General features: G+C 69.2%; 21 protein-coding genes. 12 read left to right on the forward strand and 9 right to left on the reverse strand.

Annotated features, from left to right (window positions below):
* Positions 1-2: 2 nt before the first annotated feature.
* The 5 genes from SGFS_RS26430 (at position 3) to SGFS_RS26450 (ending at position 5,390) form a co-directional block, all read left to right on the forward strand.
* Entirely contained in the window at positions 3-1,019 is a 1,017-nt protein-coding gene (locus tag SGFS_RS26430) for a Gfo/Idh/MocA family protein (protein ID WP_286253963.1), read from the forward strand.
* A complete protein-coding gene (locus SGFS_RS26435) occupies positions 1,016-1,885 on the forward strand; it encodes a sugar phosphate isomerase/epimerase family protein (protein ID WP_286253964.1) in 870 nt (289 codons plus the stop codon). The genes SGFS_RS26430 and SGFS_RS26435 overlap by 4 nt, the downstream gene beginning before the upstream one ends.
* Before the next feature lie 505 nt (positions 1,886-2,390).
* The gene (locus SGFS_RS26440; RefSeq protein WP_286253966.1) at positions 2,391-3,395 is read left to right on the forward strand and encodes a sugar ABC transporter substrate-binding protein; all 1,005 of its coding nucleotides are present in this window, start codon (positions 2,391-2,393) and stop codon (positions 3,393-3,395) included.
* 7 nt (positions 3,396-3,402) lie between these two features.
* Positions 3,403-4,479 (forward strand): ABC transporter permease, encoded by a 1,077-nt coding sequence (locus SGFS_RS26445; RefSeq protein WP_286253968.1) that lies wholly within the window; start codon positions 3,403-3,405, stop codon positions 4,477-4,479.
* A gap of 8 nt (positions 4,480-4,487) precedes the next feature.
* Positions 4,488-5,390, forward strand: coding sequence for an ATP-binding cassette domain-containing protein (locus SGFS_RS26450; RefSeq protein WP_286253969.1), 903 nt, complete (start codon positions 4,488-4,490; stop codon positions 5,388-5,390).
* Positions 5,391-5,503: 113 nt separating this feature from the next.
* On the opposite strand, the gene SGFS_RS26455 is transcribed toward SGFS_RS26450, so the two are convergent.
* The gene (locus SGFS_RS26455; protein ID WP_286253970.1) at positions 5,504-7,840 is read right to left on the reverse strand and encodes an outer membrane protein assembly factor BamB family protein; all 2,337 of its coding nucleotides are present in this window, start codon (positions 7,838-7,840) and stop codon (positions 5,504-5,506) included.
* 301 nt (positions 7,841-8,141) lie between these two features.
* Positions 8,142-8,939 carry a VOC family protein gene (locus SGFS_RS26460; RefSeq protein WP_286253972.1) on the reverse strand — a complete coding sequence of 266 codons (798 nt, stop codon included), beginning with the start codon at positions 8,937-8,939 and terminating at the stop codon, positions 8,142-8,144.
* A 289-nt stretch (positions 8,940-9,228) separates the two neighbouring features.
* Between SGFS_RS26460 and SGFS_RS26465 the strand changes: the two genes are divergently transcribed.
* On the forward strand, positions 9,229-9,876 hold the full coding sequence (locus tag SGFS_RS26465) for a TetR family transcriptional regulator (RefSeq protein WP_286253973.1): 648 nt from the start codon (positions 9,229-9,231) through the stop codon (positions 9,874-9,876).
* A gap of 101 nt (positions 9,877-9,977) precedes the next feature.
* Here the strand turns inward: SGFS_RS26465 and SGFS_RS26470 are convergent, their stop codons facing one another.
* Together SGFS_RS26470 and SGFS_RS26475 are read right to left on the reverse strand one after the other, a co-directional pair.
* Positions 9,978-10,460 (reverse strand): nitroreductase family deazaflavin-dependent oxidoreductase, encoded by a 483-nt coding sequence (locus tag SGFS_RS26470; RefSeq protein WP_286253975.1) that lies wholly within the window; start codon positions 10,458-10,460, stop codon positions 9,978-9,980.
* Entirely contained in the window at positions 10,460-11,695 is a 1,236-nt protein-coding gene (locus tag SGFS_RS26475; RefSeq protein WP_286253976.1) for an acyl-CoA dehydrogenase family protein, read from the reverse strand. Before SGFS_RS26475 ends, SGFS_RS26470 begins: the two co-directional genes overlap by 1 nt.
* A gap of 112 nt (positions 11,696-11,807) precedes the next feature.
* On the opposite strand from SGFS_RS26475, the gene SGFS_RS26480 reads away from it, so the two are divergent.
* The gene (locus tag SGFS_RS26480; protein ID WP_286253977.1) at positions 11,808-13,013 is read left to right on the forward strand and encodes a thiolase C-terminal domain-containing protein; all 1,206 of its coding nucleotides are present in this window, start codon (positions 11,808-11,810) and stop codon (positions 13,011-13,013) included.
* 74 nt (positions 13,014-13,087) lie between these two features.
* On the opposite strand, the gene SGFS_RS26485 is transcribed toward SGFS_RS26480, so the two are convergent.
* The 3 genes from SGFS_RS26485 to SGFS_RS26495 all read right to left on the reverse strand — a co-directional run bounded on the left by SGFS_RS26485 (position 13,088) and on the right by SGFS_RS26495 (position 15,688).
* Complete coding sequence (locus SGFS_RS26485; RefSeq protein ID WP_286253979.1) at positions 13,088-13,816, reverse strand: hypothetical protein; 729 nt, start codon at positions 13,814-13,816, stop codon at positions 13,088-13,090.
* Positions 13,817-13,967: 151 nt separating this feature from the next.
* Positions 13,968-14,720 (reverse strand): TIGR03943 family putative permease subunit, encoded by a 753-nt coding sequence (locus tag SGFS_RS26490; protein ID WP_286253980.1) that lies wholly within the window; start codon positions 14,718-14,720, stop codon positions 13,968-13,970.
* Positions 14,717-15,688, reverse strand: a complete 972-nt coding sequence (locus SGFS_RS26495) for a permease (protein WP_286260073.1) — start codon at positions 15,686-15,688, stop codon at positions 14,717-14,719. Before SGFS_RS26495 ends, SGFS_RS26490 begins: the two co-directional genes overlap by 4 nt.
* Before the next feature lie 213 nt (positions 15,689-15,901).
* Between SGFS_RS26495 and SGFS_RS26500 the strand changes: the two genes are divergently transcribed.
* On the forward strand, positions 15,902-16,582 hold the full coding sequence (locus SGFS_RS26500) for a pyridoxine/pyridoxamine 5'-phosphate oxidase (RefSeq protein WP_286253981.1): 681 nt from the start codon (positions 15,902-15,904) through the stop codon (positions 16,580-16,582).
* 18 nt (positions 16,583-16,600) lie between these two features.
* Here SGFS_RS26500 and SGFS_RS26505 read toward each other — a convergent pair whose 3' ends face one another.
* On the reverse strand, positions 16,601-17,998 hold the full coding sequence (locus SGFS_RS26505) for a DUF3500 domain-containing protein (RefSeq protein WP_286253982.1): 1,398 nt from the start codon (positions 17,996-17,998) through the stop codon (positions 16,601-16,603).
* 109 nt (positions 17,999-18,107) lie between these two features.
* Positions 18,108-18,959, reverse strand: coding sequence for a class I SAM-dependent DNA methyltransferase (locus tag SGFS_RS26510; RefSeq protein WP_286253983.1), 852 nt, complete (start codon positions 18,957-18,959; stop codon positions 18,108-18,110).
* A gap of 189 nt (positions 18,960-19,148) precedes the next feature.
* On the opposite strand from SGFS_RS26510, the gene SGFS_RS26515 reads away from it, so the two are divergent.
* The 4 genes from SGFS_RS26515 (at position 19,149) to SGFS_RS26530 (ending at position 21,889) form a co-directional block, all read left to right on the forward strand.
* Positions 19,149-19,475, forward strand: coding sequence for a cation:dicarboxylate symporter family transporter (locus SGFS_RS26515; protein ID WP_286253984.1), 327 nt, complete (start codon positions 19,149-19,151; stop codon positions 19,473-19,475).
* A 157-nt stretch (positions 19,476-19,632) separates the two neighbouring features.
* A complete protein-coding gene (locus tag SGFS_RS26520; protein ID WP_286253985.1) occupies positions 19,633-20,298 on the forward strand; it encodes a hypothetical protein in 666 nt (221 codons plus the stop codon).
* 326 nt (positions 20,299-20,624) lie between these two features.
* Entirely contained in the window at positions 20,625-21,074 is a 450-nt protein-coding gene (locus SGFS_RS26525) for a hypothetical protein (RefSeq protein WP_286253986.1), read from the forward strand.
* A 299-nt stretch (positions 21,075-21,373) separates the two neighbouring features.
* Positions 21,374-21,889, forward strand: a complete 516-nt coding sequence (locus SGFS_RS26530; RefSeq protein ID WP_286253987.1) for a hypothetical protein — start codon at positions 21,374-21,376, stop codon at positions 21,887-21,889.
* Positions 21,890-21,902 lie beyond the last annotated feature (13 nt).

Consider the following 21,902-nt stretch of genomic DNA (forward strand, 5'->3'; position numbering starts at 1 on the left):
CCATGACCGTACGTGTAGGTGTCATCGGCGCCGGCTGGATCGGCAAGGAACACATCCGCCGCCTCACCGAGACCGTCACCGGCGCCAGTGTCACCGTAGTGACCGACATCGACGCCGCCCGCGCCGAGGAGGCAGCGGCACCGGTCGGTGCCCGGGTACTGCCCGACGGCGCGACCCTGATCGCCTCTCCAGACGTCGACGCCGTCCTCGTGACCTCCTGGGGCCCCACCCACGCCGAGCACGTGCTCAACGCGATAGCCGCCGGAAAGCCGGTGTTCTGCGAGAAGCCGCTGGCCACCACCGCCGAGGACTGTCTGAGGATCATCGAGGCGGAACAGGCGCACGGCCGCCGTCTGGTCCAGGTCGGCTTCATGCGCCGCTACGACGCCGGCTACCGCCAGATGAAGCAGGTCATCGACTCCGGCCGCATCGGCGAGCCACTGATCGTGCACTGCGCCCACCGCAACCCGACCGTCCCCGAGTCGTACACCTCGGCCATGGCCGCCCTGGACACGGCGGTGCACGAGGTGGACGTCCTGCGCTGGCTGCTCGACGACGAGATCGTCTCCACTCAGGTGGTGACACCGCGCGCCACCAGCAAGCGGTTCGCCCACCTCAAGGACCCGCAGATCATGCTCTTCGAGACCGCCAAGGGCGTCCGCATCGACCTGGAGGTCTTCGTCAACTGCCAGTACGGCTACGACATCCAGTGCGAAGCCGTCGGCGAGGAAGGCCTCGTCCGCCTCCCCGACCCTGCCTCGGTCGGTCTGCGCACCACCGGTCAGCACAGCACGGAGGTGCTCACCGACTGGGTGGGCCGCTTCGCGGACGCCTTCGACACCGAGTTCCGCGAGTGGATCGCGGGCATCGCCGCCGGCGCCGAACCCACCGGCCCCTCCGCCTGGGACGGCTACGCCGCCACCGTCATCACCAGCGCCACCGTCGAAGCCCTGGAATCGGGCCGTGTCGTCACCACCGACCTCAAGCCCCGCCCCGCCTTCTACGGAGGTGCCGCGTGAAAATCGCCCTCGACCCCTACATGTTCCGCCACCTGCCCATCGACGACATGGTGCGCACGGTCGCCGAACTGGGCTACCAGTACATCGAGTTGTCGCCCCGCGACGACTTCATGCCCTTCTTCCTGCACCCACGCGCGGACGACGAACGCATCGCCGGGCTGAAGAACTCCCTGCGTACGCACGGCGTTCAGCTCTCCTCGGTGCTCCCTCTCTACAAGTGGTCCTCACCGGACGAGACGGAACGCCAGGCAGCCGTCCGCTACTGGAAACGCATGATCGAGATCACCGCCGACCTCGAATGCACACTGATGAACTCCGAGTTCAACGGCCGCCCCGAACGCGCCGCCGAGAGCGAGGCCTCGTTCTGGCGCTCGCTGGAGGAGCTGCTGCCCCTCTTCGAACGCGAGGGCATCGCCCTGAACCTGGAGGCCCACCCGGACGACTTCTGCGAGGAGAACACCCCCGCCGTCGACCTGGTCCGCGCCATCGACAAGCCCTGGGTGAACTACCTCTACTGCGCCCCGCACTCCTTCCACCTCTCCGGCCCCACGGAGGTCGGCGCGGACATCGCCGCGATGATGCGCTACGCCGGCGACAAGCTGAAACACGTACACATCGCCGACTCCTTCAACCACAAGGGCTCCAGCGGCCTGCGCTACATCCTCAACCCACCCGGCACCGCCGCCCGCATCCACCAGCACCTGGACATCGACCAGGGCGAGGTCGACTGGACCGCCTTCTTCGGCACCCTGCGCGAACTGAACTTCGACGGCGTCGCCACGGCCTGCGTCTTCGCCTGGGAGGAACGGGCCCACGAGTCCTCGGCCTTCATGCTCGACCGCATCACCAAGGAACTCGCTTCCTGAGCGAAGCTCCAGAAGGCCGATCCCGGTCAGGGGCGAAGCCGGGTCCCTCACCCTGCCCGGCGTCCCCCAGCATGCCCGGCGTCCCTCACCATGCCCGGCGTCCCCCACGATGCCCGACGCCCCCCACTCCACCTTCCCGAATTTGTCGATACATCCTGACAAGGTTATTGACATCACTGGTGGCCGGATCCATAGTTACGAGCCACTAGAGCGCGCTAATTAAGCGCTCTAGTGAGGTAACCAGACGGTCCGCACCAAGACCGCCGCGCACAACGCTCCGCCGCCGGACAGGCACTCGCGTTCCGCCCGCCGGCCTCACGGCCCGAGGCGCATCCCCTGATCGCGGTCGCCGCCCCCGTCGGTTCCGGTTACCGTCGCGGGACATCCCGCGCCCTCAGCCCGCGTCCGCCACACATTCGGCCGCGGACACGGCCCGCACCCACCGAAGCCGTTCCACACCGCCCGAAACCAGCCATCCTGATCAGCACAGCGAGGTGCAAGGGACATGCACAGAAACCACCGAGCCGCCACTCTGGCCGCCGTCGCCATCACCGGGGCCCTGCTCGCCACCGGCTGCTCCAGCAGCTCCGGCGGGAAGAAGTCCGAGGAGGGCGGCTCCGGCGCCTCCGCCGGCAAGGCCGACACCCCCCGTATGACGGTCGCGATGATCACCCACGCCGCCCCCGGCGACACCTTCTGGGACCTCATCCGCAAGGGCGCCGAAGCCGCCGCCGCCAAGGACAACATCAAGCTCGTCTACTCCAGCGACCCCAGCGCCGGCAACCAGGCCAACCTCGTGCAGAACGCGATCGACCAGAAGGTCGACGGCATCGCCCTCACCGCCGCCAAGCCCGACGCCATGAAGGACGCCGTGGCCAAGGCCACCGCGGCGGGCATCCCCGTCGTCGGGTTCAACGCCGGTCTGGACGACTGGAAGGACCTCGGCATGCTGGAGTACTTCGGCCAGGACGAGAACATCGCCGGCCGGGCCTTCGGCGAACGCCTCAACGACCTCGACGCCAAGCACGCCCTCTGCGTCATCCAGGAACAGGGACACGTCGCCCTGGAAGCCCGCTGCGCCGGCCTGAAGAAGGGCTTCAAGGGCAAGACCGACATCCTCTACGTCAACGGCACCGACATGCCGTCCGTGAAGTCGACGATCACCGCCAAGCTCAAGCAGGACTCCTCCATCGACGAGGTGGTGACCCTCGGCGCCCCCTTCGCGCTCACGGCCGTGCAGTCCGTGTCCGACGCGAGCAGCAAGGCCAAGATCGCCACGTTCGACCTCAACAAGGACCTGGTGAAGGCCGTCCAGGACGGCACCATCGAGTTCGCCGTCGACCAGCAGCCCTACCTCCAGGGCTATCTCGCCGTCGACGGCCTGTGGCTCTACAAGAACAACGGCAACTTCAGCGGCGGCGGCACCGCGCCCGTCCTCACCGGCCCCGCCTTCATCACCAAGGACAACGCCGACACCGTGGCCGAGTTCGCCGCGAAGGGCACCCGGTGATCTGACCATGACCCAAGCAACGGCACCGGCGGCGAACTCCTCGCCGCCGGCTCCGCCGGCCGCCGCGCAGAAGGACGGCCGCACCACACAGCGTTCCCTGGGGCACCGGCTGCTGGCCCGCCCCGAGGTCGGCGCACTGATCGCCGCCATCGGCGTCTATCTGTTCTTCTTCTCCGTCGCGCCTTCCTTCCGGGAGGCCGGCTCGCTGGCGACCGTGCTCTACCAGGCCTCGGTGATGGGCATCATGGCCCTGCCGGTGGCCCTGCTGATGATCGGCGGCGAGTTCGACCTGTCCGCCGGTGTCGCGGTCACCACCTCGGCACTGACCGCCGCGATCCTGAGTTTCCAGCTGTCGGTGAACGTGTGGACCGGCGTGATCGTCGCGCTGATCGTGTCCCTCGCCGTCGGCGCCTTCAACGGCTGGCTGCTCATCAAGACCGGCCTGCCGAGCTTCCTGGTCACCCTGGGCTCCTTCCTGATCCTCCAGGGCTCCAATCTCGCCATCACGAAGATCTTCACCGGCAACGTGGCGAGCGACTCGATCGCCGACATGGACGGCTTCGACCAGGCCAAGGCCGTCTTCGCCTCCGAGATCTCCATCGGCGACGTCAACTTCAAGATCACTGTCTTCTACTGGCTCGCCTTCGCCGGCATCGCCACGTGGCTGCTGCTGCGGACGAAGTTCGGCAACTGGATCTTCGCGGTCGGCGGCAACAGGGACAGCGCGCGGGCCGTCGGGGTGCCCGTGAACTTCACGAAGATCGCCCTGTTCATGGGCGTCGGGGCCGGGGCCTGGTTCATCGGTATGCACCTGCTGTTCTCGTTCAACACGGTGCAGTCCGGTGAGGGAGTCGGCAACGAGTTCCTGTACATCATCGCCGCGGTCATCGGCGGCTGCCTGCTGACCGGCGGCTACGGCTCGGCGATCGGCCCGGTGATCGGTGCCTTCATCTTCGGCATGGTCTCCCAGGGCATCGTCTACGCGAACTGGAACCCCGACTGGTTCAAGGCCTTCCTCGGCGTGATGCTCCTGATCGCCGCCCTCGTCAATCTGTGGGTCCGCAGCCAGGCGACCCGGAGGTGAACCATCCCATGACAGCCACGAACACAGCCGTCACCCTCGACGGCCCGCCGCCGAAGGACGACGGCGCCGTCGTCGAACTGCGGGACACGGGCAAGGCCTACGGCAACGTCCGCGCCCTGCACGGCGTGAACCTCAGCGTCCACCCCGGCCGCGTCACCTGCGTGCTGGGCGACAACGGCGCCGGCAAGTCCACCCTCATCAAAATCATCTCCGGCCTGCACCAGCACACCGAGGGCGAAGTCCTCGTCGACGGCGAGCCGGTGCGCTTCTCCACCCCTCGCGAGGCCCTGGACGCCGGTATCGCCACCGTCTACCAGGATCTGGCCACCGTGCCCCTCATGCCGGTCTGGCGGAACTTCTTCCTCGGCTCCGAGTTCACCCGCGGCCCCTGGCCCGTCCGCCGCCTCGACATCGACAGGATGAAGAAGACCGCGGACACCGAACTGCGGAACATGGGCATCGTCCTGGACGACCTCGACCAGCCCATCGGCACCCTCTCCGGCGGCCAGCGCCAGTGCGTCGCCATCGCCCGCGCCGTCTACTTCGGCGCGAGGGTCCTGATCCTCGACGAGCCGACGGCCGCCCTCGGCGTCAAGCAGTCGGGTGTCGTGCTGAAGTACATCGCCGCCGCCCGCGACCGCGGCCTCGGCGTCATCTTCATCACCCACAACCCCCACCACGCCTACATGGTCGGCGACCACTTCAGCGTCCTGCGCCTGGGCACCCTCGAACTCTCCGCGTCCCGCGACCAGGTCAGCCTCGAAGAACTCACCAACCACATGGCCGGCGGCACCGAACTCGCCGCCCTCAAACACGAGTTGGCCCAGGTCCGTGGGGTGGACGTCGAGGAACTCCCGGACGCGGCGGACCTCACCGCACCCGCGTCGGGCTCCGGCCAGGAAGCCTCCTGACCGCCCTCCGGCCGCCTCCTCAAGCACTCGAGCCGTGGTGCTCATCCGCTGGACGCGGGTGAGCACCACGGCTCGAGTGCTTCTCGTGCGTGCACCGCACCGTGGCCCGGCGCCTACGTCGTACGCGCCGTCCCCGTCCCCTTCTCCGCGTCCAGCGCGTACACGCAGCGGTCCTTGCTGCAGGCGTACACGACACCGTCCTGGACGACGGGGGAGCCGGTGATCTCCCCGCCCGTGGCGAGCTTCCACCTCAGCCGGCCGTCATCGGCCTTGAGGGTGTACAGCAGATGGTCCGTGGACCCGAAGTGGATCCGCCCCTCGGCCACCGCAGGCGCCCCCACGATGTCCCCACCCGCCTGGAACCGCCACTTCGGCGTCCCGGTCACCGCGTCGAGCGTGTACAGCCCCTTGCCGCTCCCCACATGCACATGCCCGGCCGCCACCAGCACCGGCTCCAGGGAGGCCCGCGACTCCGTCGCGATCCGCCACCGGTCACGGCCGTCCGACGCGTCGAGGGCGTACACCGTCCCGAGGTAGTCGGCGAGATACACGCCGCCACCCGTGACCGCCGGCCCCGGCGCGAACGTCGGCGCCGACAGGAACACCGCCGGCGCCTCGAAGTGCCAGCGCACATGCCCGCTCGCCACATCGATGGCGAGGACACGGCTACCGGCGGCGACGTACACGTACCCGTCCGAGGCGGGCGTCAGCCGGACCGGCACTCCACCGCAGGAGGCCGCGTCGCCGATGGGGTACGACCAGCGCTCTTCGCCCGTCCGGGCCTCCAGCGCGCGCAGCCGGGCGTCCTTCCAGATGTACACCGTGCCGTCGTGGACGACCGGCCCGGCCTCGGGGGACTCGAAGTCGGCCTGGGCTCCGGTGGTCTCCCAGAGCTTCTGCCCGTTGGACGCCTCCCAGCCCTGTACGCCGCCGCCCCGGGTCGCGGTGACCACGGTCCCCCGGTCGGCCTTCAGCGAGTAGACCCAGGCGTCGGTCGACAGCCGCCAGAGGTCCGCCCCCTCCCGCGCGTCGAGCGCGAAGAGGGTCGGGCCGTCGGAGGCGTGGATACGGCCGTCCGCGACCGCCATCGACCAGGCGACGTCCCGGGTCTTGAAGCGGCGTCGGCCGGTCGCCACGTCCAGGGCGTGCACCTCGAAGGACGTGACGTAGACGAGGTCGCCCGCGACGGAAGGCGTGCCCCACACATCGTTCGACATGCGGAAACGCCAGGGCCGCCAGCCGGACGCGGCCGGCTCGGGGGCGGGTACGGGGTGGGCGGTCGCGGGGTCGGCGCCGTTCACCCCCGCGCGCGGCCGGGACCAGGACGCGGCGAGGCCCGCCTCGGGAGGGGGCGCCTTCACCGCGGCCGCGCGGGCGTCGGCGACACGCGGCCCGGGGCCGATGGGCACCTGGGCTCCGGCGAGCCGCACGGGGCCCGTGTCGGGCGCGCCGATGGACACGGGCGCGGGGTCGTACGAGGGCGGGGGCGGCGGAACGGGAGCCGGGGCGGTGGGCCGGCCACCGCCGCCGGAGGTCTGCTGCTTCGGGGCCGGGCGCCCACCCCGACGGGTCTCGATCAGGCCCACGGCTTTCTCGGGCAGCCACGCGGACGCCGTACCGCTGTCGTCGGACCCGGAGCCGAAGAGATGCGGCGCGAGCTGCGCCTGGAGGTCGGCGGGACCCGGCCGGGCCGTCGGGTCCATCTGCATACAGGACTCGCTGAGGGGCCGCAGGTCGTCCGGGAGCCCGCTGAGATCCGGGCCTTCCCGCAGCAGCATGAAGACGGTCTCCACGGGATTGGCACCGTGGAACGGCGCGTGCCCGGTCGCCGCGAACACGAGCATCGACCCGAGCGAGAAGACGTCACTCGCGCCCGTCACACTCCGCGAGTCCTTCGCCTGCTCGGGCGACATGTACGCGGGCGTACCGACGGCGACGTTCGTCATCGTCAGACGTGTGTTCGACACACCGGATGCGATACCGAAGTCGATGACCCGAGGGCCGTCCTCGACCACCAGCACGTTCGACGGCTTCAGGTCGCGGTGGACGAGCCCGGCCCCGTGAATGGACTGGAGCGCCTCGGCGACACCCGCGGCGAACCAGCGAACGGCCTGGACCGGCAGCGGCCCGCAGTCATTCACTATCTCCTCGAGCGAGGGCGCGGGGACGTACGCGGTCGCCAGCCACGGCACGGCGGCGCGCGGGTCGGCGTCGACCACCGCGGCCGTGTAGAAGCCGGACACCGCGCGGGCCGCCTCGACCTCGCGGGTGAAACGGACCCGGAAGAGCTGGTCCTCCGCCAGTTCCGTCCTGACCGTCTTGATCGCCACGCGTCGACCCGACGCCGAGCGCGCCAGATAGACCAGCCCCATGCCGCCGGCACCCAGCCGTCCCAGCACCTCGAACGGCCCGATCCGCCGCGGATCGTGCTGCGTCAGCTGATCCACCACTTGCCCTGCCACCTCCCCGTACCGGACCGCGTCGTCCACGTTTTGTACGCGACCCCGTGCAGCGTCTCACCACCGAACCGCCATGGCGGCACGCACCCCGATTCTTCCTGTACCGGGGGCAGGTTGCGAACCCGGGGGCGGATCGGGGTGTCTCAGGACAAAACCACGTCGTCCGCCCCGTGGGAAGCGGGCGCCCGGATGGTGGGACACCACGGCGGCGCGTGTACCACCGGCGCACGACCCCTGCTCCCGGCCGCCGACGGACCACGCGTCGGCCGGCGTCATCCCTGGTCAGCGATGGTCAGACCCCCTCGGAACCACTCCCGGCACCTTCACCCTCCCACTCCTCCCGGGTTTCAGCCACGTCCCGCGGCTGAAGAAGCGCGAAGGAAGCCCCCTGGTTGTCCGTGACGACCGCCACATGCCCGTACGAGGTGTCGAACGGCGGCACCTGGACGCGTCCGCCGAGCCGGCTGACGGTCCCGAGGGCGGCCTCGCAGTCGACGGTCTGGAAATGAACGAGGAAATGCGGCGGCATCTCGGCGGGAAACACCTCCGTGAGCGCGGCCCGGCCGAAGTCGGGGCGGGCGTCCGGGCCGAAGAGGGCCTCGTGGAAGAGGTGCGCGTAGAAGGAGTTGGCGGCCCGGGTGTCGCGGGCGTACAGCTCGGCCCAGGCGAAGGTGCCGGGTTCGTGGCGGCGGCCGAAGCCGGGGTGGGTGCCGGGCTGCCAGAGCCGGAAGACGGCGCCCTCCGGGTCGGTGGCGAGGGCGGTGACGCCGAGGTCGGCGAGCGGGGTGGGAGGGATGACGATCCGGCCGCCGGCCGCGTGGATGCGGGCGGAGAGGGTGGTGGCGTCCGGGGTCGCGAAGTACAGCGTCCAGACGGTGGGGAGGCGGCCGTCGGGCTTGGGGGCGAGGGCGGCGACGGGGGTGTCGTGGTGCAGCGCCCACAGCTCCCGGGCGCCGTCGCCGGGCGCGACCTCGAAGGTCCACCCGAAGAGCGCACCGTAGAAACGCTTGCCCGCCTCGACGTCGGGCAACTGCACGTCGATCCAGCAGGGGGTGCCTTCGGCGTACGCGACTCCCGTCTCATGGGCCATAGGCCCAAGCTACGGGCGCCCAGCGCGGGGCGCGCGCCGGACGCGTCCGGCTCGGTCACGCGGGAGAGCGCCGGCGGGTGGGGTGCATTGGCGGGTGCGGGTCGTGTGGGGTCGCTCGCATGGTTCCCCACGCACCCACGCACCCACGCACCCACGCACCCACGCACCCACAGCGAAAGAAATAGGACACGGCGCCGTGTCCTCCCCGGCGAACCCCTTGGTGAAGCCCGTACTCCCCATTTGCAGTCGGCCGAATCGCGCTCCGATCGCCCCTCGGTAAGCTGACGGCATGACAGGACAAGTGCGTACCGTCGACGGCCGCGTGGCCGGCCGACGTGGGCAGGCGACCCGGCAGAAGCTGCTTGACTGCCTCAGCGAGATGCTCAGCTCCTCCCCCTACCGGGACGTCAAAGTCATTGATGTCGCCCGGAAGGCGGGCACTTCACCCGCGACCTTCTACCAGTACTTCCCGGACGTGGAAGGCGCCGTCCTGGAGATCGCCGAGCAAATGGCCACCGAGGGCGCCACGTTGACCCAGCTCCTCGAAGGCCGCTCCTGGGTCGGCAAGGCGGGCTGGCAGACGGCTCAGGAACTCGTCGACGGCTTCCTGGAGTTCTGGCGGAAGAACGACGCGATCCTCCGCGTCGTCGACCTGGGCGCGGCCGAGGGCGACAAACGCTTCTACAAGATCCGCATGAAGATCCTGAACTCGGTCACCAACTCCCTGACGGAGACGGTCACCGAACTCCAGAACAGGGGCAAGGTCGACAAGGACGTGACCCCGGCGGCCCTGGCCGGCTCCCTCGTCGCCATGCTCGCCTCGGTCTCCTCGCACCAGAAGGGCTTCCAGACCTGGGGCGTGAAACAGGCCGAACTCAAGCCCAACCTGGCCCTGTTGGTCCACCTGGGCATCACGGGCAAGAAGCCGACGAAGTAGCTCCTGCCGGCAAGGCGATCGACGCACGTCCTGTCCCGCAGGCGGCGCCCCTTCCCCCGGGGTGCCGCCGGCTGCGTTCACCGGAGCGGTGGGACCACCCGTCACCGCCGTACGATCCGGAACACCCGGATCTCCCGCTCCACCCGCGCCTGGTAGGTGGCGTACGGCGGCCAGAACGCCAGCAACTCCCGCCACGCGGCGCTCCGTTCCTCCCCCTCCAGCAGCCGGGCCCTGACCGGGATGTCCTCCCCCTTCCAGCTGACCTCGGCGTCGGGATGGGCCAGCAGGTTGGCGCTCCAGGCGGGATGGCCGGACCGGCCGAAGTTGGAGCCTATGAGCAGCCAACTCCCGCCGTCCTCCTCGGGCATACAGGCCAGCGGCGTCCGACGCGGCACCCCGCTCTTCGCCCCGGTCGCCGTCAGCACGACCCCCGGCAGCAGTTGGGCGCTGAGCAGCACCCGCCCCCGCGTCAACCGGTGCACGGCCCGGTCCAGCGCGGGAATCACATGCGGCGCGACCCGCGCGAACAACGGTGTCGAGGACACCTTCTGCACCAACCGCACACCCATGTCCTTCACGGCCATCAGTGCCGCACCTCCTCGCCGTCGAACTCCGCCCCGAAGACCCCCGCCGCCTCCGCCGTACACCCCCGCAACCGATGCGCCGGCCCGAACAGCAACTCGTCCTGCGCCGCCCGCTTGAAGTACAGCTGTGCCTCGTGTTCCCAGGTGAACCCGATCCCGCCGTGCAACTGGATCCCCTCGGCGGCGGCGAGCCGCAACGCCTCCAGCGCCTGCGCGAGAGCGAGCGCCCCCACTCGCTCCCCCCGCACACCACGTACGGTCGCCCAGGCCGCGTAGTACGCCGCCGACCGGGCCGCCCGCACCCCCACATACACATCCGCCAGCCGATGCTTCACCGCCTGGAACGACCCGATCGGCCGCCCGAACTGCTCCCGCTGCCGTACGTACGCCACGGTCCGCTCCAGCACCCGGTCCGCCGCCCCCACGGCCTCGGCGGCGAGCACGGCGGCGGCCCCGTCCCCGACGCCGGCGAGAGCGGAGAGAACACCGCCGCCACGGTCCTCCCCCAGCAACTCCGCCTCCACGTCCCGAAGTTCCAGCCGAGCCATCGGCCGCGTCTCGTCCAACGCGGTCTGCCGCACCCGCACAAGCCCCGCCGCCGACGCCATAGAAGCAGAAGCAGAAGACGCCCGTACGACGAACAACAGTGTCCGCGACCGCGCGTACCCCCCGGCGTGCGCGGCCACGAGCAGCACCTCCGCGCTGTGCCCGCCGAGTACCTGCCCGACCTCCCCGTACAGCCGCCACCCGTCTCCACCGACCCGCCGAGCCTGTACGCCCCCGGCGCGCCCGCCACCCGCCCACGCCCCCCGGTTGTCACCGGTGAGCCCGAGCACGGCCCCCAGGCCCGTCCCCGGCACGGCGAGCGCGGCCGTCACCTCGCCGGAGGCGATACGGGGCAACAACTCCCGCCGCTGCCGCTCGTCACCGAGCGCGAGCACCAGCGGCGCCACCAGCACAGCGGTGGACAGCAGCGGCACGGGCGCCAGCGCCCGCCCCAGTTCCTCTCCCACCAGCGCCAGTTCGGTCATCGAGCAGCCGACACCGCCGTACGCCTCGGGGAGCGCGAGCCCGGGCAGGCCGAGCTGTTCGGCGAGGACGGTCCACAACCCACGGTCGTAGCCGTCCGCCGTCGCGACGGCCGCCCGCACCTCCTCCGGGCCGCACCGCTTGATCAGCAACTCCCGTACAGTGCGCCGGATTTCCTCCTGCTCGGCGGACAGGCGAGCGTCCACGGACCGACCCCCTCCCTGAGATCTGACGGTCCGTCATATTAGGCCCGCGCCGCACACATGCCCAGCCCCGACACCAGTCCCGACACGCGGTATCTGATGTACCGTCAGATACATGGCTGCTGCTGCGACGCCGAACCACCGCCGCAAGGTCGCGATCGTCGGCGTCTCCCTCTCCGACTGCGGACGCGTGGAGGACTCCACCGGACCGGCGACCCCCTACGCCCTCCACGCCCAGGCCGCCCGCCGCGCCCTCGCCGACGCCGGCCTGGACCGGAGCCTCATCGACGGCCTGGCCTCGGCCGGCCTCGGCACGCTCGCACCCGCCGAGGTGGCCGAATATCTCGGTCTACGCCCGAACTGGGTCGACTCGACCTCCGTCGGCGGCTCCACCTGGGAGGTGATGGCGGCCCACGCGGCGGACGCGATCGCCGCCGGACACGCGAACGCCGTACTCCTCGTCTACGGCTCCACGGCCCGCTCGGACATAAAATCCGGCCGCCGCACCGGCAACCTCTCCTTCGGCGCGCGCGGCCCCCTCCAGTTCGAGGTCCCGTACGGCCACACGCTGATCGCCAAGTACGCCATGGCCGCGCGCCGCCACATGCACGAGTACGGCACCACGCTCGAACAGCTGGCCTCGGTCGCCGTACAGGCACGGGCGAACGCGGCGGCGAACCCCGAGGCGATGTTCCGGACGCCGCTCACCGTCGACGACGTCCTCTCCTCCCCGCCGATCGCCGACCCCTTCACCAAGCTGCACTGCTGTATCCGCTCCGACGGCGGCGCGGCGGTACTGCTGGCGGCCGAGGAGTACGTACGGGACTGCCGTACGGCCCCGGTGTGGATCCTCGGCACCGGCGAGCACGTCTCCCACACCTCCATGTCCGAGTGGCCCGACTTCACGGTCTCCCCGGCGGCGGTGAGCGGCCGCCTCGCCTTCGAGCGGGCCGGGGTACGACCGGAGGAGATCGACTTCGCCGAGATCTACGACGCCTTCACGTATATGACCCTGGTGACGCTGGAGGACCTGGGGTTCTGCGGGAAAGGGGAGGGCGGGGCGTTCGTGGGGACGAACGCGGAGAAGGGGCGACTGACCCTGTCCGGCGAGCTGCCGGTGAACACCGACGGGGGCGGGCTGTCCGCCCAGCACCCCGGTATGCGCGGCCTGTTCCTCCTCGTCGAGGCCGTACGACAGCTGCGCGGCGAGGCCACCGGCCGCCAGGTGCGGGCCCGCGACGGCGACCTGCCCCGGCTGGCGGTCGCCTCCGGCACGGGCGGCTGGTTCTGCTCGTCGGGGACGGTGGTGCTGGGCCGCTGACGGCGACTACCGCGCCCCCGCCCGGCGCTCGCCGTCCGGCGCCCTCGGAGTTCTCGCGCTCAGCGCGCCGAATCTCAGGGAATCCGGAACCTGGCGCACGTCGGCCCGCGCTGTGAGTGCGAGCCACACTCGTCCTGGGTTCCGTCGCCGGCGTTGAGGGCCATGATGCTGATGCCTCCGGCCTGTGGTGGAAGGGAAATCGGCATACGCACCCGCTGTTCGACCACGCCCTTGTCGTTGGGTCTGAGTTCACTGGAGTAGTCGTCGATCGAGTCATCGACAGGCTCGGACAGGTCGGCCCCTACCCGGGTTACGTACACCTCGATGCCGGCCCCCCTCTCGACGCCGTCAGCATGAACATCGAAACTCAGTCTCATGTTGGACCGAGGGCCGTCGACTTTGATGTCGGTGATGGTCGGCCGCCCGTTTCCCCCAGCGGCCTTGGCCGCGCCGATGACCGCGACGCTCAGAGCCACCATGTAGAAGATCACGCCGAGAATGAGCACCACGGTCTCCCACAGGTTGCCCAGCCGTGTGGGGTGGACGAGCAGAGCCACGATGCTGCACACGATGGCGAGGATGGCGCAGAGCGAGGCCACATAGATGGGCCACGACTCGTTGTTGAGGGCAACGAACACGATGTCGCTGCTGAGGCCGAGCAGGGTCATGACTCCGGCAACGGCGACGAGGGCGCCGGCCAGGATCTTGGCAACGTCGTCCAGGCGCTTTCCGATCCTGGCCTGGATCTCTTCGTGCGTCGGGGCAGGTTCTCGGTCGCCACCCCTTTGCGGGACCCCGTTCATCGCGCTCCTCCTGACCGAAGGTCCGGCCTTCAGCGGCGTACGCCGCCGCCGGGCGGCCCCAGCGGAAAACGCTAGGTTCGCGCGAGAACCTCGGCGACCCGGGGATGGGCCGAACGGAGGAACGATCCGGGACGAAAGCCTGATCGGCGTCTCAGCGGGACGGGGTCCAGGGCAGTTCGTCCTTGTACGCGTTCACCGGCTTGGCGATCTTCTTGACGGTACGGGCGTCCAGGGCGGCCGGGGCCGAGCCGGTGCCGAGGGTGCCGCCGGGGTGCCAGGTGCCGGTGACGGAGACCCAGGTGTCGGCGGCCGGGGCCGACGCCCCGTACATCCGTACCTTGACGAACTGGGCGTCGGCCGCGCAGCAGGAGAAGATCGTCCGGGTCAGCTCCCAGCCGTCGCCGTCCTTGCGGGGCGTGACATAGCCGCTCAGCTGGACGCTGCGCCCCTTGATGGCCCGCTTCTTGTCCTGCTGCACCCGGCTGGTGAAGTCGGTGAGGGTCATGGGCAGCGGTTTCGTGGTTTTGGGCAGCGGTTCGAAGTCGTCCTGCGCCACGACCGCCTTGGGGGCCTCCCGGGCGGCGGTGTACGCGCCGAGGGCGGGCGGGGCGAAGAAGAGCAGGCTGAGGGCGGGGAGGAGCAGCAGCCAGGAGATGCGGGGGGTGGCGGAGTGGTCGTGAGCGTGGCCGTCCCCGTGATCGTCGGGGGCTTCGGTCGTCGCCGTCCTCCTCCTCAGTGACCACGCCTCGGCCAGCCCCAGCAGGACCAACAACACCCCCGACACCACGAGCAGCGGCCGCATCCCCTCCTTCACGTACCGCAGGCACAGGTCGGTGAAGAGGGACGCGTGGAGTACGCCGAGACCGCTGAGGAGGAGCAGGACGGCCTGGACCGGACGTTTCACAGAAGGACCCCTCCCACGAGCACGCTGCAGATGATCGCCACGACGGCCGTGGCGGCGGAGAAACGGACCGCGAAGGCCCGGCCGAACGTGCCCGTCTGGAGGGCGATCAGCTTCAGGTCGACCATGGGCCCGATCACCATGAACGCCAGCCGCGCGGTCGGCGAGAACCCGGTGAGCGAGGCGGCCACGAACGCGTCCGCCTCGCTGCACACGGAGAGCAGTACGGCGAGCGCGGCCAGGAACAGTACGGACAGCCAGGGCGAGCCGGAGAAGGTCTCCAGGACGGAACGGGGGACGGCCACGTTGAAGGTCGCGGCGGCCATGGCTCCGACGACCAGGAAGCCCCCCGCGTGCAGGAAGTCGTGCTGGAAGCCGAGCCGGAACTCCTCCCAGCGGCTCCGCCCCGGCTGGTGTCCCGTGTGCCTGACCGTCGGCCTGAGCCACTTCTCCTTCCCCAGCCAGAGCCACAGCCAGCCCATCACGGCGGCGACGACGAGCGAGGCGACCAGCCGGGCCACGACCATCTCGGGGCTGCCGGGAAAGGCGATGGCGGTGGCGGTCAGCACGACCGGGTTCACGGCGGGCGCCGACAGCAGGAACGCGAACGCGGCGGCCGGGGTGACCCCCCGCCCGATCAGACTGTTCGCCACCGGCACGGACGCGCACTCGCACCCCGGCAGCACGACGCCCGCGACCCCGGCGACGGGCACGGCGAGCGCGGGCCGCTTCGGCAGGACCTTGCTGAACACACTGGCGGGCACGAAAGCGTTGATCGCACCCGAGAGAGCCGTCCCGAGCAGCAGAAACGGCAACGCCTGCACGCTGATCGCCAGACACACCGTCCGCCAGGCCTGCACGGCCGGGGCATCCATCCACCGCCCGGCGGCGAAGAGCACGAACCCGGGCACGACGGCCGCGCCGAGCAGGAGGAGGGGCCAGTGGCGGGGCCAGCCGCCGCCCTCCGACATGGCCTCGTCGTCGGCTCTCCCCGCCTCCGCGACCGGCGGCTCGGCCAGGTCGTCTGTCTTCTGCACGCCGGCTCCGATGGTCAGATGTTCGGATCGACCATATCCGGGGCCTCCGGGTCGACGACCACGACCCGTGCGTGCCGCCGGGATCTGGCGGATTCGGCGGGGAGGGTGGTTACGGATTCGGCCACGGTCCCGCGTGACAATCAGGGTATGAGTGCCGACGCCACCTCCGAGTTCCTCAAGTCGCTGCGATCCCTCCGGGTCTGGGACCCCGAGGTCACCGCGCTCTCCTCCTTCGACCCGGTGGCCGACGCCACCGCCGAGCCGCTGTCCCTGTTCACCCGCTGGTTCGTGGACGCCGTGGCGGCCGGGCAGGTCGAGCCGCACACGATGTCGCTGGCCACGGTGGACGAGGAGGGGCGGCCGGACGTGCGTGTCGTGATGCTGCACGACGCCGACACGCGCGGCTGGCACTTCGCCACCCACGCCGGGAGCCGGAAGGGGCGCCAGCTGGCGGCACAGCCGTACGCCGCCCTCTGCTTCTACTGGACCTCGCTCGGCCGCCAGGTGCGGGTGCGCGGCCGGGTCACGGTCGCGCCCGCCGAGGTGGCGCACGCCGATCTGCACGCCCGGTCGACGGGGGCGCTGGCCGCCGCGCTCGTGGGGCACCAGAGCGAGGTCCTGTCCTCGTACGAGGAGTTGGAGCGGGCGTCGGAGGCGGCGTGGGCCCGGGCCGAGCGGGAGCCGGACGTGCCCGTGCCGTCCTGGACGGCGTATGTGCTGGAGCCGGAGGAGGTGGAGTTCTTCCAGGGGGATGCCCGGCGACGGCATGTGCGAGTCAGCTACCGCCGCGGCGGCGGGGACTGGGTTCGCGAGCTGCTCTGGCCGTAGCCCTCGTCGCCGGGTGCCTCAGTGGTCGGTCTCCAGGTGGAGCTTGAGGAGGTCGATGCCGTAGTCGCCGCCGTTCGGGGTGCGGATGATGGTGTGGATGTGCTGCTGGGTGGGGGTGCCGCCGGGCCCGCCCGCCCCGCCGCCGCTGTTGCCGTCCTTGTTCCCGTAGGCGAGGGGGGACTGGGCGTCGTACTCGATGAGGACGACCGGGCTGTGCACGCGGTAGTAGAACGCGGAGTCGTCGTCCGTCTCGCCGATCCAGTAGAAGTACGTGGCGTCGAGGTGGTCCTCGACCTCCTTCATCTTCACCTCGGCGTGGCCGTCGGCCATGTTGCCGACGTAGGTGCGGACGAGGTCGAGGAGCTTGTCGCGCTGGGTGTCGGTCCAGTCGGCGGCGGCGAGGCCCTGGTGGGCGAGCTGCAGGTTGTCCTGGCCGGCACCGGCCTTGAGGTTGTCGCCCGCCTTGGACTCGGACGAGATCACCTTCTTGCGCTGGGCATCGGTGAGGGAACGGAGGACCGTGAGCCCGGCCTTCGTCTCCTTCTTGAAGAGGGTGATCTTCTCGCCGTTGTACGTGGCGGAGGTCGGCTCGGAGCCCATGAAGGTGGGGGTCATGACGACCTGGTCGCCGAGGACGAAGTAGTTGATGGCCAGGTGGTGGCCCTCGTACTGGAAGCCCCACGGCTTGGTCGTCGAGGGCGTGCCCATGAAGGTGAAGAAGTAGGCGCCCTCGGTGAGGGTGTCCCTGCCGCCGCCGCTGTAGTCGCCGAGGAACGCGTTGAGCTTCATGATGTTGCGGGACTGGGTGAGCCCGTCGGCGGACAGGGCGGCGCCGAGGAGGGCGTAGCCGAGGTCGCGCTGCTTGTCGGTGAGGTCGCCCATGCGGGCGCCCTGGCGTTCGTAGCCGTCGACGTTGCTCCAGGCCAGCCACTCGTCGTCCTCGATGTCGAAGACGGAGGCCTTGCGTTCCTTGGTGGTCAGGCCGTCGAGAAAGGCCTGGGCCTTCTGGACGACCTTGTCGGTGGAGACGTCTGTGGAGTGGATGGAGTAGAGGTCGCCCGCGACCTTGCCGTCGGTGGTGACGCCGACGAAGTCCGCGTACTTGACCGCGGAGGCGCCCGGGCCCATGCCGCCTCCGCCGCCTGCGCCGGGGCCTCCGGAGGGCATGCCGTTCGGGGCGGAGGAGGAGGACGCGCTCGCGGAGGACGAGGTCGAGGACGAGCCCGAGGAGCAGGCGGCGGTCATGGTGGCCATCGCGGCGACACCGCCGGTCAGCAGGGCCTTGTTCATGAACCAGCGGCGGGTGCGCTCGTGCTCGGGGGTGCGGGGGCGGTGGCCGTGGTCGTGGCCGTGGTCGTGAGGGTGGGGGTGAGCGTGGGAGTGGGGGTGCGTGTGGTCGTGTCCGTGTCCATGCATGGGCCCAAGCTCGGGGGTGGAGCTGAAGCGATGCTGAAGTGGAGCTGTGGGGTGCCTGTGCCGGGCTCGGGAGGCCGTTGTCAGGCCTGTTCACCTGGGCTCTCTTCCCCTACTCCTTCTCCCACACGGACACGTGCTTGGTGCTCTCGTTCGTGAACGGCTCGCGGTTCCAGTCGGCCCAGCGGTGGCGCAGTCGCATTCCGGCGAGCCGGGCCATGAGGTCCAGCTCGGCCGGCCAGACGTACCGGAAGGGGAGCGACCACAGCTCTGTACGCCCCGTGCTCTCGTCGACGACCCGGACATGGTGCGACCGCATCCCCTGCGTGGCCACGTCGTACGTGGTGAACCCCAGCCGCGTCGGCCCCACGTGGAAGGGGACCGCGTTCTGCCCCGGAGGCAGCCTGCGCAGTTGGGGCACACCGACCTCGATGACGAAGCGCCCGCCCGGTACGAGGTGCGCGGCGGCGTTGCGGAAGCAGTCGACCTGGGCGTCCTGGGTGGTGAGGTTGTTGATCGTGTTGAAGACGAGGTACGCGAGGGTGTAGTCGCCGTCCACGCGGGTGGTGGCGATGTCGCCGATGGTCACGCCGATGCCGTCGCCGCCCGGCTTGGCGCGCAGCCGCCGCACCATGGCCTGCGAGATGTCGATGCCGTGCACGGGGATGCCCCGGCGGGCGAGGGGGAGGGCGAGGCGGCCGGTGCCGATGGCGAGTTCGAGGGCGCGGCCGTGCTCACCGGCGAGCTCGGCCAGAAGGTCGACAGCCGGTTCGACGGCGTCCGGCTGGAACATCTCGGCGGAGGAGTCGTCGTAACGGGCGGCGATGGCTTCACCGAAGTAACCGTCGGGGTCGTCGGGGGTGAGGTACGCGTCCTGCGGGTCCTGCGCCTTCTGGTCCTGGCCCCGCTCCCGCTCCTGCTCCTGCTCCTGCTTCCGCTCCTGCTCCTGCTCCCGCTGGTCCATCACTCACACAACAGGCATACCGCGACGATCACACATCGTCAGCCCTCAACGACATCACGCCACAAAGGTCAGTAACCCTCACTCATGCCCAGCTGTCGGAGGCACCCCGTGACTGCTTCACCGGCCCGGACAACCGGTCCAAGCTCAACCTCAAAGCGCAGCTCAGGACTGCTCAGGCGCTGCCTGTAGATGCCGATCGGCGTGCAGTCGATCATCGCCGTGGGCCTCGGCGCACTCATCGGATCCCTCGCCCCGGCCGCGGGCGAGCAGATGAAGATCCTCGGTGACGTCTTCCTCAACCTGGTGCAGGTTGTCGTGCTGCCGCTGGTCTTCCCGCTCATCGTGTTGGGCCGACCTGGGATATCAGCTTCGAGGCGGTGTAGTTTCTATGCACCACCTGCACCTCGGCGAGCCACGTTGGGTCAGACACTGGTACCCCAACTCATCTACTCCCTGACCGACACCTCCCTGCCGGACGTGGCCTTCCTCGGCGGCCTGGAGATCTTCGACCGGTAGTGGTCCTGGGCCATATGCGGGGCACGGCATGGCTCGTTCCGTCGCCCAGAAAATCTTCACAAGCGGAATCTGCTCAATGGGCCATCCCTATAGATATGGTCACGATCCGCCCAGGTCAGACCCTTGTTACGTGACCTGGCGTCGAGGAGGGGGCTCTGTGTACGTACGCGTCACACGAAGTGCAAAGAAGATGTTCACAGTCGCGGCTATGGTGGGGTCGCTATTCACAGGCACGGTGTTCACGGCGCAGGCTGCTTCGTTCGACAACATGTTCAAGACGGAGAATGCGGACTGGGACTGCTCCGATGGAGATGCCTGGGACGAATACTGCCGTACTGACAACGGCTACCTGACCTTCGCTATCGAGCCGGGAATGACAGACACCGGCGACGCCGACGTGCGTGCCTCCCTCCGGGAGGAATACGGCCCTACCGACCTCGAAGTCCACGAACACACCGGCAACGAGATCGAGTACGACGGTTCGTCCGAGACCGACATCATCTTCGACTACAACGACCCGAGTCTGCCCGCAGGAATACTGGGGATCGCTTGGTGTAACGACGCCACCAGCGATTACGAGTGCGACCAGCACTACGTGTCCTTTGACAACAGCAATTCGGACCCATGGAAGGCAGTGGTGTGCCACGAGACCGGCCATGCCGTTGGTCTCACCCATGGCCATGAGGCATACCCGAGGCAGAGCCAGAAGGATTCAGACTTGGGCTGTATGCGTACCGAGGGGGACGAATATGACACCCCGTCCTGGACGGACCTTGGTTCTCACAATGTTGGCGAAATCAACGACATATACGTGAAGCCGTGACTCTCACCACACTGCGGAGAGTCATATCTACTGGAGGCCGTCTCATCGTTGAGCCTCCGGTCTCAGGGGAGGGGACACCATCGTTCATGATCCGCAGGAAGAGCAAGTCGTCTGACACCAACACTCGATGGCTGCCTACATCCCGTCGGGGGCGCCTGGTCACTCTCGTTGCTTCGGCCATCGCAGTATCGGCTGGAGTGGCCACGGGAACCATCGCCATGGGGAATGAGGAGGACAAAAGGCCTCTGGTGGTAGATGCTCACATGTCCGAGGCGTACCCGACCCGTACAGCCTCCGACTGGGTGGCCCATGGGCACCATGCTGCCGTGATCGAGGTCGTGCCCGGTAGCGAGCAGCGGGAGGCTATTCCGGACAGCGAGAAAGACAACGGCGAGGGACACATCTCTCGCACGGCGACGATGAAGGTCACCCAGGTCCTCTGGTCCAATCCCGAAGCCGAACCGGCGCCGCAGAGCTTTGAGGTAGAGCTCCCGGGCTGGTGGTGGGACAAGAACGGCGAGCGAGAGTTCGCCTGGAAGGGCCAGCCCCGCTACGAGGAAGGGCACAAGTACATCGCCCTTCTGGTGAAGGAGGACGGTGCTTGGAATACCACCCTGAACGCTATGCCGTACGACAACGACACTGTGGGAACTGGTGAGCTCGGTGGAGCCATTGCCAAGATGAGCACCTCGCAAGGGCCACTCGCGGAAGAGGCCCACGGCAAGAACGCGGCCGCAGTCAAGGAGCTTCTCTCGGAGGCCGACCGAGCACGGTAGGCGCGGCCAAGCCCTGCTTGTCAGGCCGCTGAGGCGGGTTCGCCGTCTGCCTCCGGACCCGCCTCGAGTAGCTGTTCAGCACAGTTTTCAGGAGCGGGCTAACCCTGCCGCTGCGGGGCAGGCGACGGCCCTAGTGTGGCCTGTCGAGCAGATCGTCTCCTCGTGGCCCGCACTGGATCTTGTGTTCCGGGCGCCACCGGCTGTGCACACGATGAGGGCTGAGGGCGACGAGACCTGCCAGGTTGGAGCACTGTCAGAAGACCCGCACAAGACAAGCACTCAACTGCAGGAGGATGACCATGGGCGAAGGTAACGGGTGGATCACCCGCATTGGGCCACAGCCGTTAAGACAGGCCGGGGTCGAACGGAAAAGGTACCCGCAACGTCTGAGGCATATGAAACCATCGCACCAAACCGCCGTCCTGCTCCTGAGCGCCGGACTGTTGCTCGCTGGCTGCTCGTCCTCGTCCGACGACCCGGGGGACAACGGTGATGGTCCCACCCTGCCCGCCCGCACCGTTGCGAAGGACAAGTGGCAGGAGGGACCGGCAGAACCCAAGCAGCACAAGCCGTACCCATACGACATCTATACGCACTGCGGGATCAAATCTGTGCGGTTCGGCGGCCGTTGGTGGGTCCTTGACTCCGTGATCCCCGGCCCTGAGCAGGTCAAGGGGGAGCCTCCCTCACAGGACAGTCAGAAACTCGCTGGCTACATGACCCTCATCGGGCCGGACACCGCCAACTTTGACGCTGCCGGAATGCCCACGATGCAATTCATTCCCACCAAGGACGAACCGCCAAGCTGTGCCTAGCCTCGATCGTTCA

This window comes from Streptomyces graminofaciens, from assembly GCF_030294945.1.
Taxonomy (GTDB): domain Bacteria; phylum Actinomycetota; class Actinomycetes; order Streptomycetales; family Streptomycetaceae; genus Streptomyces; species Streptomyces graminofaciens.

Excerpts from the sequence above, each read along its gene's own strand:
- SGFS_RS26430 (WP_286253963.1), top strand. The coding sequence starts at position 3 with ATGACCGTACGTGTAGGTGTCATCGGCGCCGGCTGGATCGGCAAGGAA.
- SGFS_RS26440 (WP_286253966.1), top strand. The coding sequence starts at position 2,391 with ATGCACAGAAACCACCGAGCCGCCACTCTGGCCGCCGTCGCCATCACC.
- SGFS_RS26445 (WP_286253968.1), top strand. The coding sequence starts at position 3,403 with ATGACCCAAGCAACGGCACCGGCGGCGAACTCCTCGCCGCCGGCTCCG.
- SGFS_RS26450 (WP_286253969.1), top strand. The coding sequence starts at position 4,488 with ATGACAGCCACGAACACAGCCGTCACCCTCGACGGCCCGCCGCCGAAG.
- SGFS_RS26460 (WP_286253972.1), bottom strand. The coding sequence starts at position 8,939 with ATGGCCCATGAGACGGGAGTCGCGTACGCCGAAGGCACCCCCTGCTGG.
- SGFS_RS26465 (WP_286253973.1), top strand. The coding sequence starts at position 9,229 with ATGACAGGACAAGTGCGTACCGTCGACGGCCGCGTGGCCGGCCGACGT.
- SGFS_RS26470 (WP_286253975.1), bottom strand. The coding sequence starts at position 10,460 with ATGGCCGTGAAGGACATGGGTGTGCGGTTGGTGCAGAAGGTGTCCTCG.
- SGFS_RS26480 (WP_286253977.1), top strand. The coding sequence starts at position 11,808 with ATGGCTGCTGCTGCGACGCCGAACCACCGCCGCAAGGTCGCGATCGTC.
- SGFS_RS26485 (WP_286253979.1), bottom strand. The coding sequence starts at position 13,816 with ATGAACGGGGTCCCGCAAAGGGGTGGCGACCGAGAACCTGCCCCGACG.
- SGFS_RS26495 (WP_286260073.1), bottom strand. The coding sequence starts at position 15,688 with ATGTCGGAGGGCGGCGGCTGGCCCCGCCACTGGCCCCTCCTCCTGCTC.
- SGFS_RS26500 (WP_286253981.1), top strand. The coding sequence starts at position 15,902 with ATGAGTGCCGACGCCACCTCCGAGTTCCTCAAGTCGCTGCGATCCCTC.
- SGFS_RS26505 (WP_286253982.1), bottom strand. The coding sequence starts at position 17,998 with ATGCATGGACACGGACACGACCACACGCACCCCCACTCCCACGCTCAC.
- SGFS_RS26510 (WP_286253983.1), bottom strand. The coding sequence starts at position 18,959 with ATGGACCAGCGGGAGCAGGAGCAGGAGCGGAAGCAGGAGCAGGAGCAG.
- SGFS_RS26515 (WP_286253984.1), top strand. The coding sequence starts at position 19,149 with ATGCCGATCGGCGTGCAGTCGATCATCGCCGTGGGCCTCGGCGCACTC.
- SGFS_RS26530 (WP_286253987.1), top strand. The coding sequence starts at position 21,374 with ATGGGCGAAGGTAACGGGTGGATCACCCGCATTGGGCCACAGCCGTTA.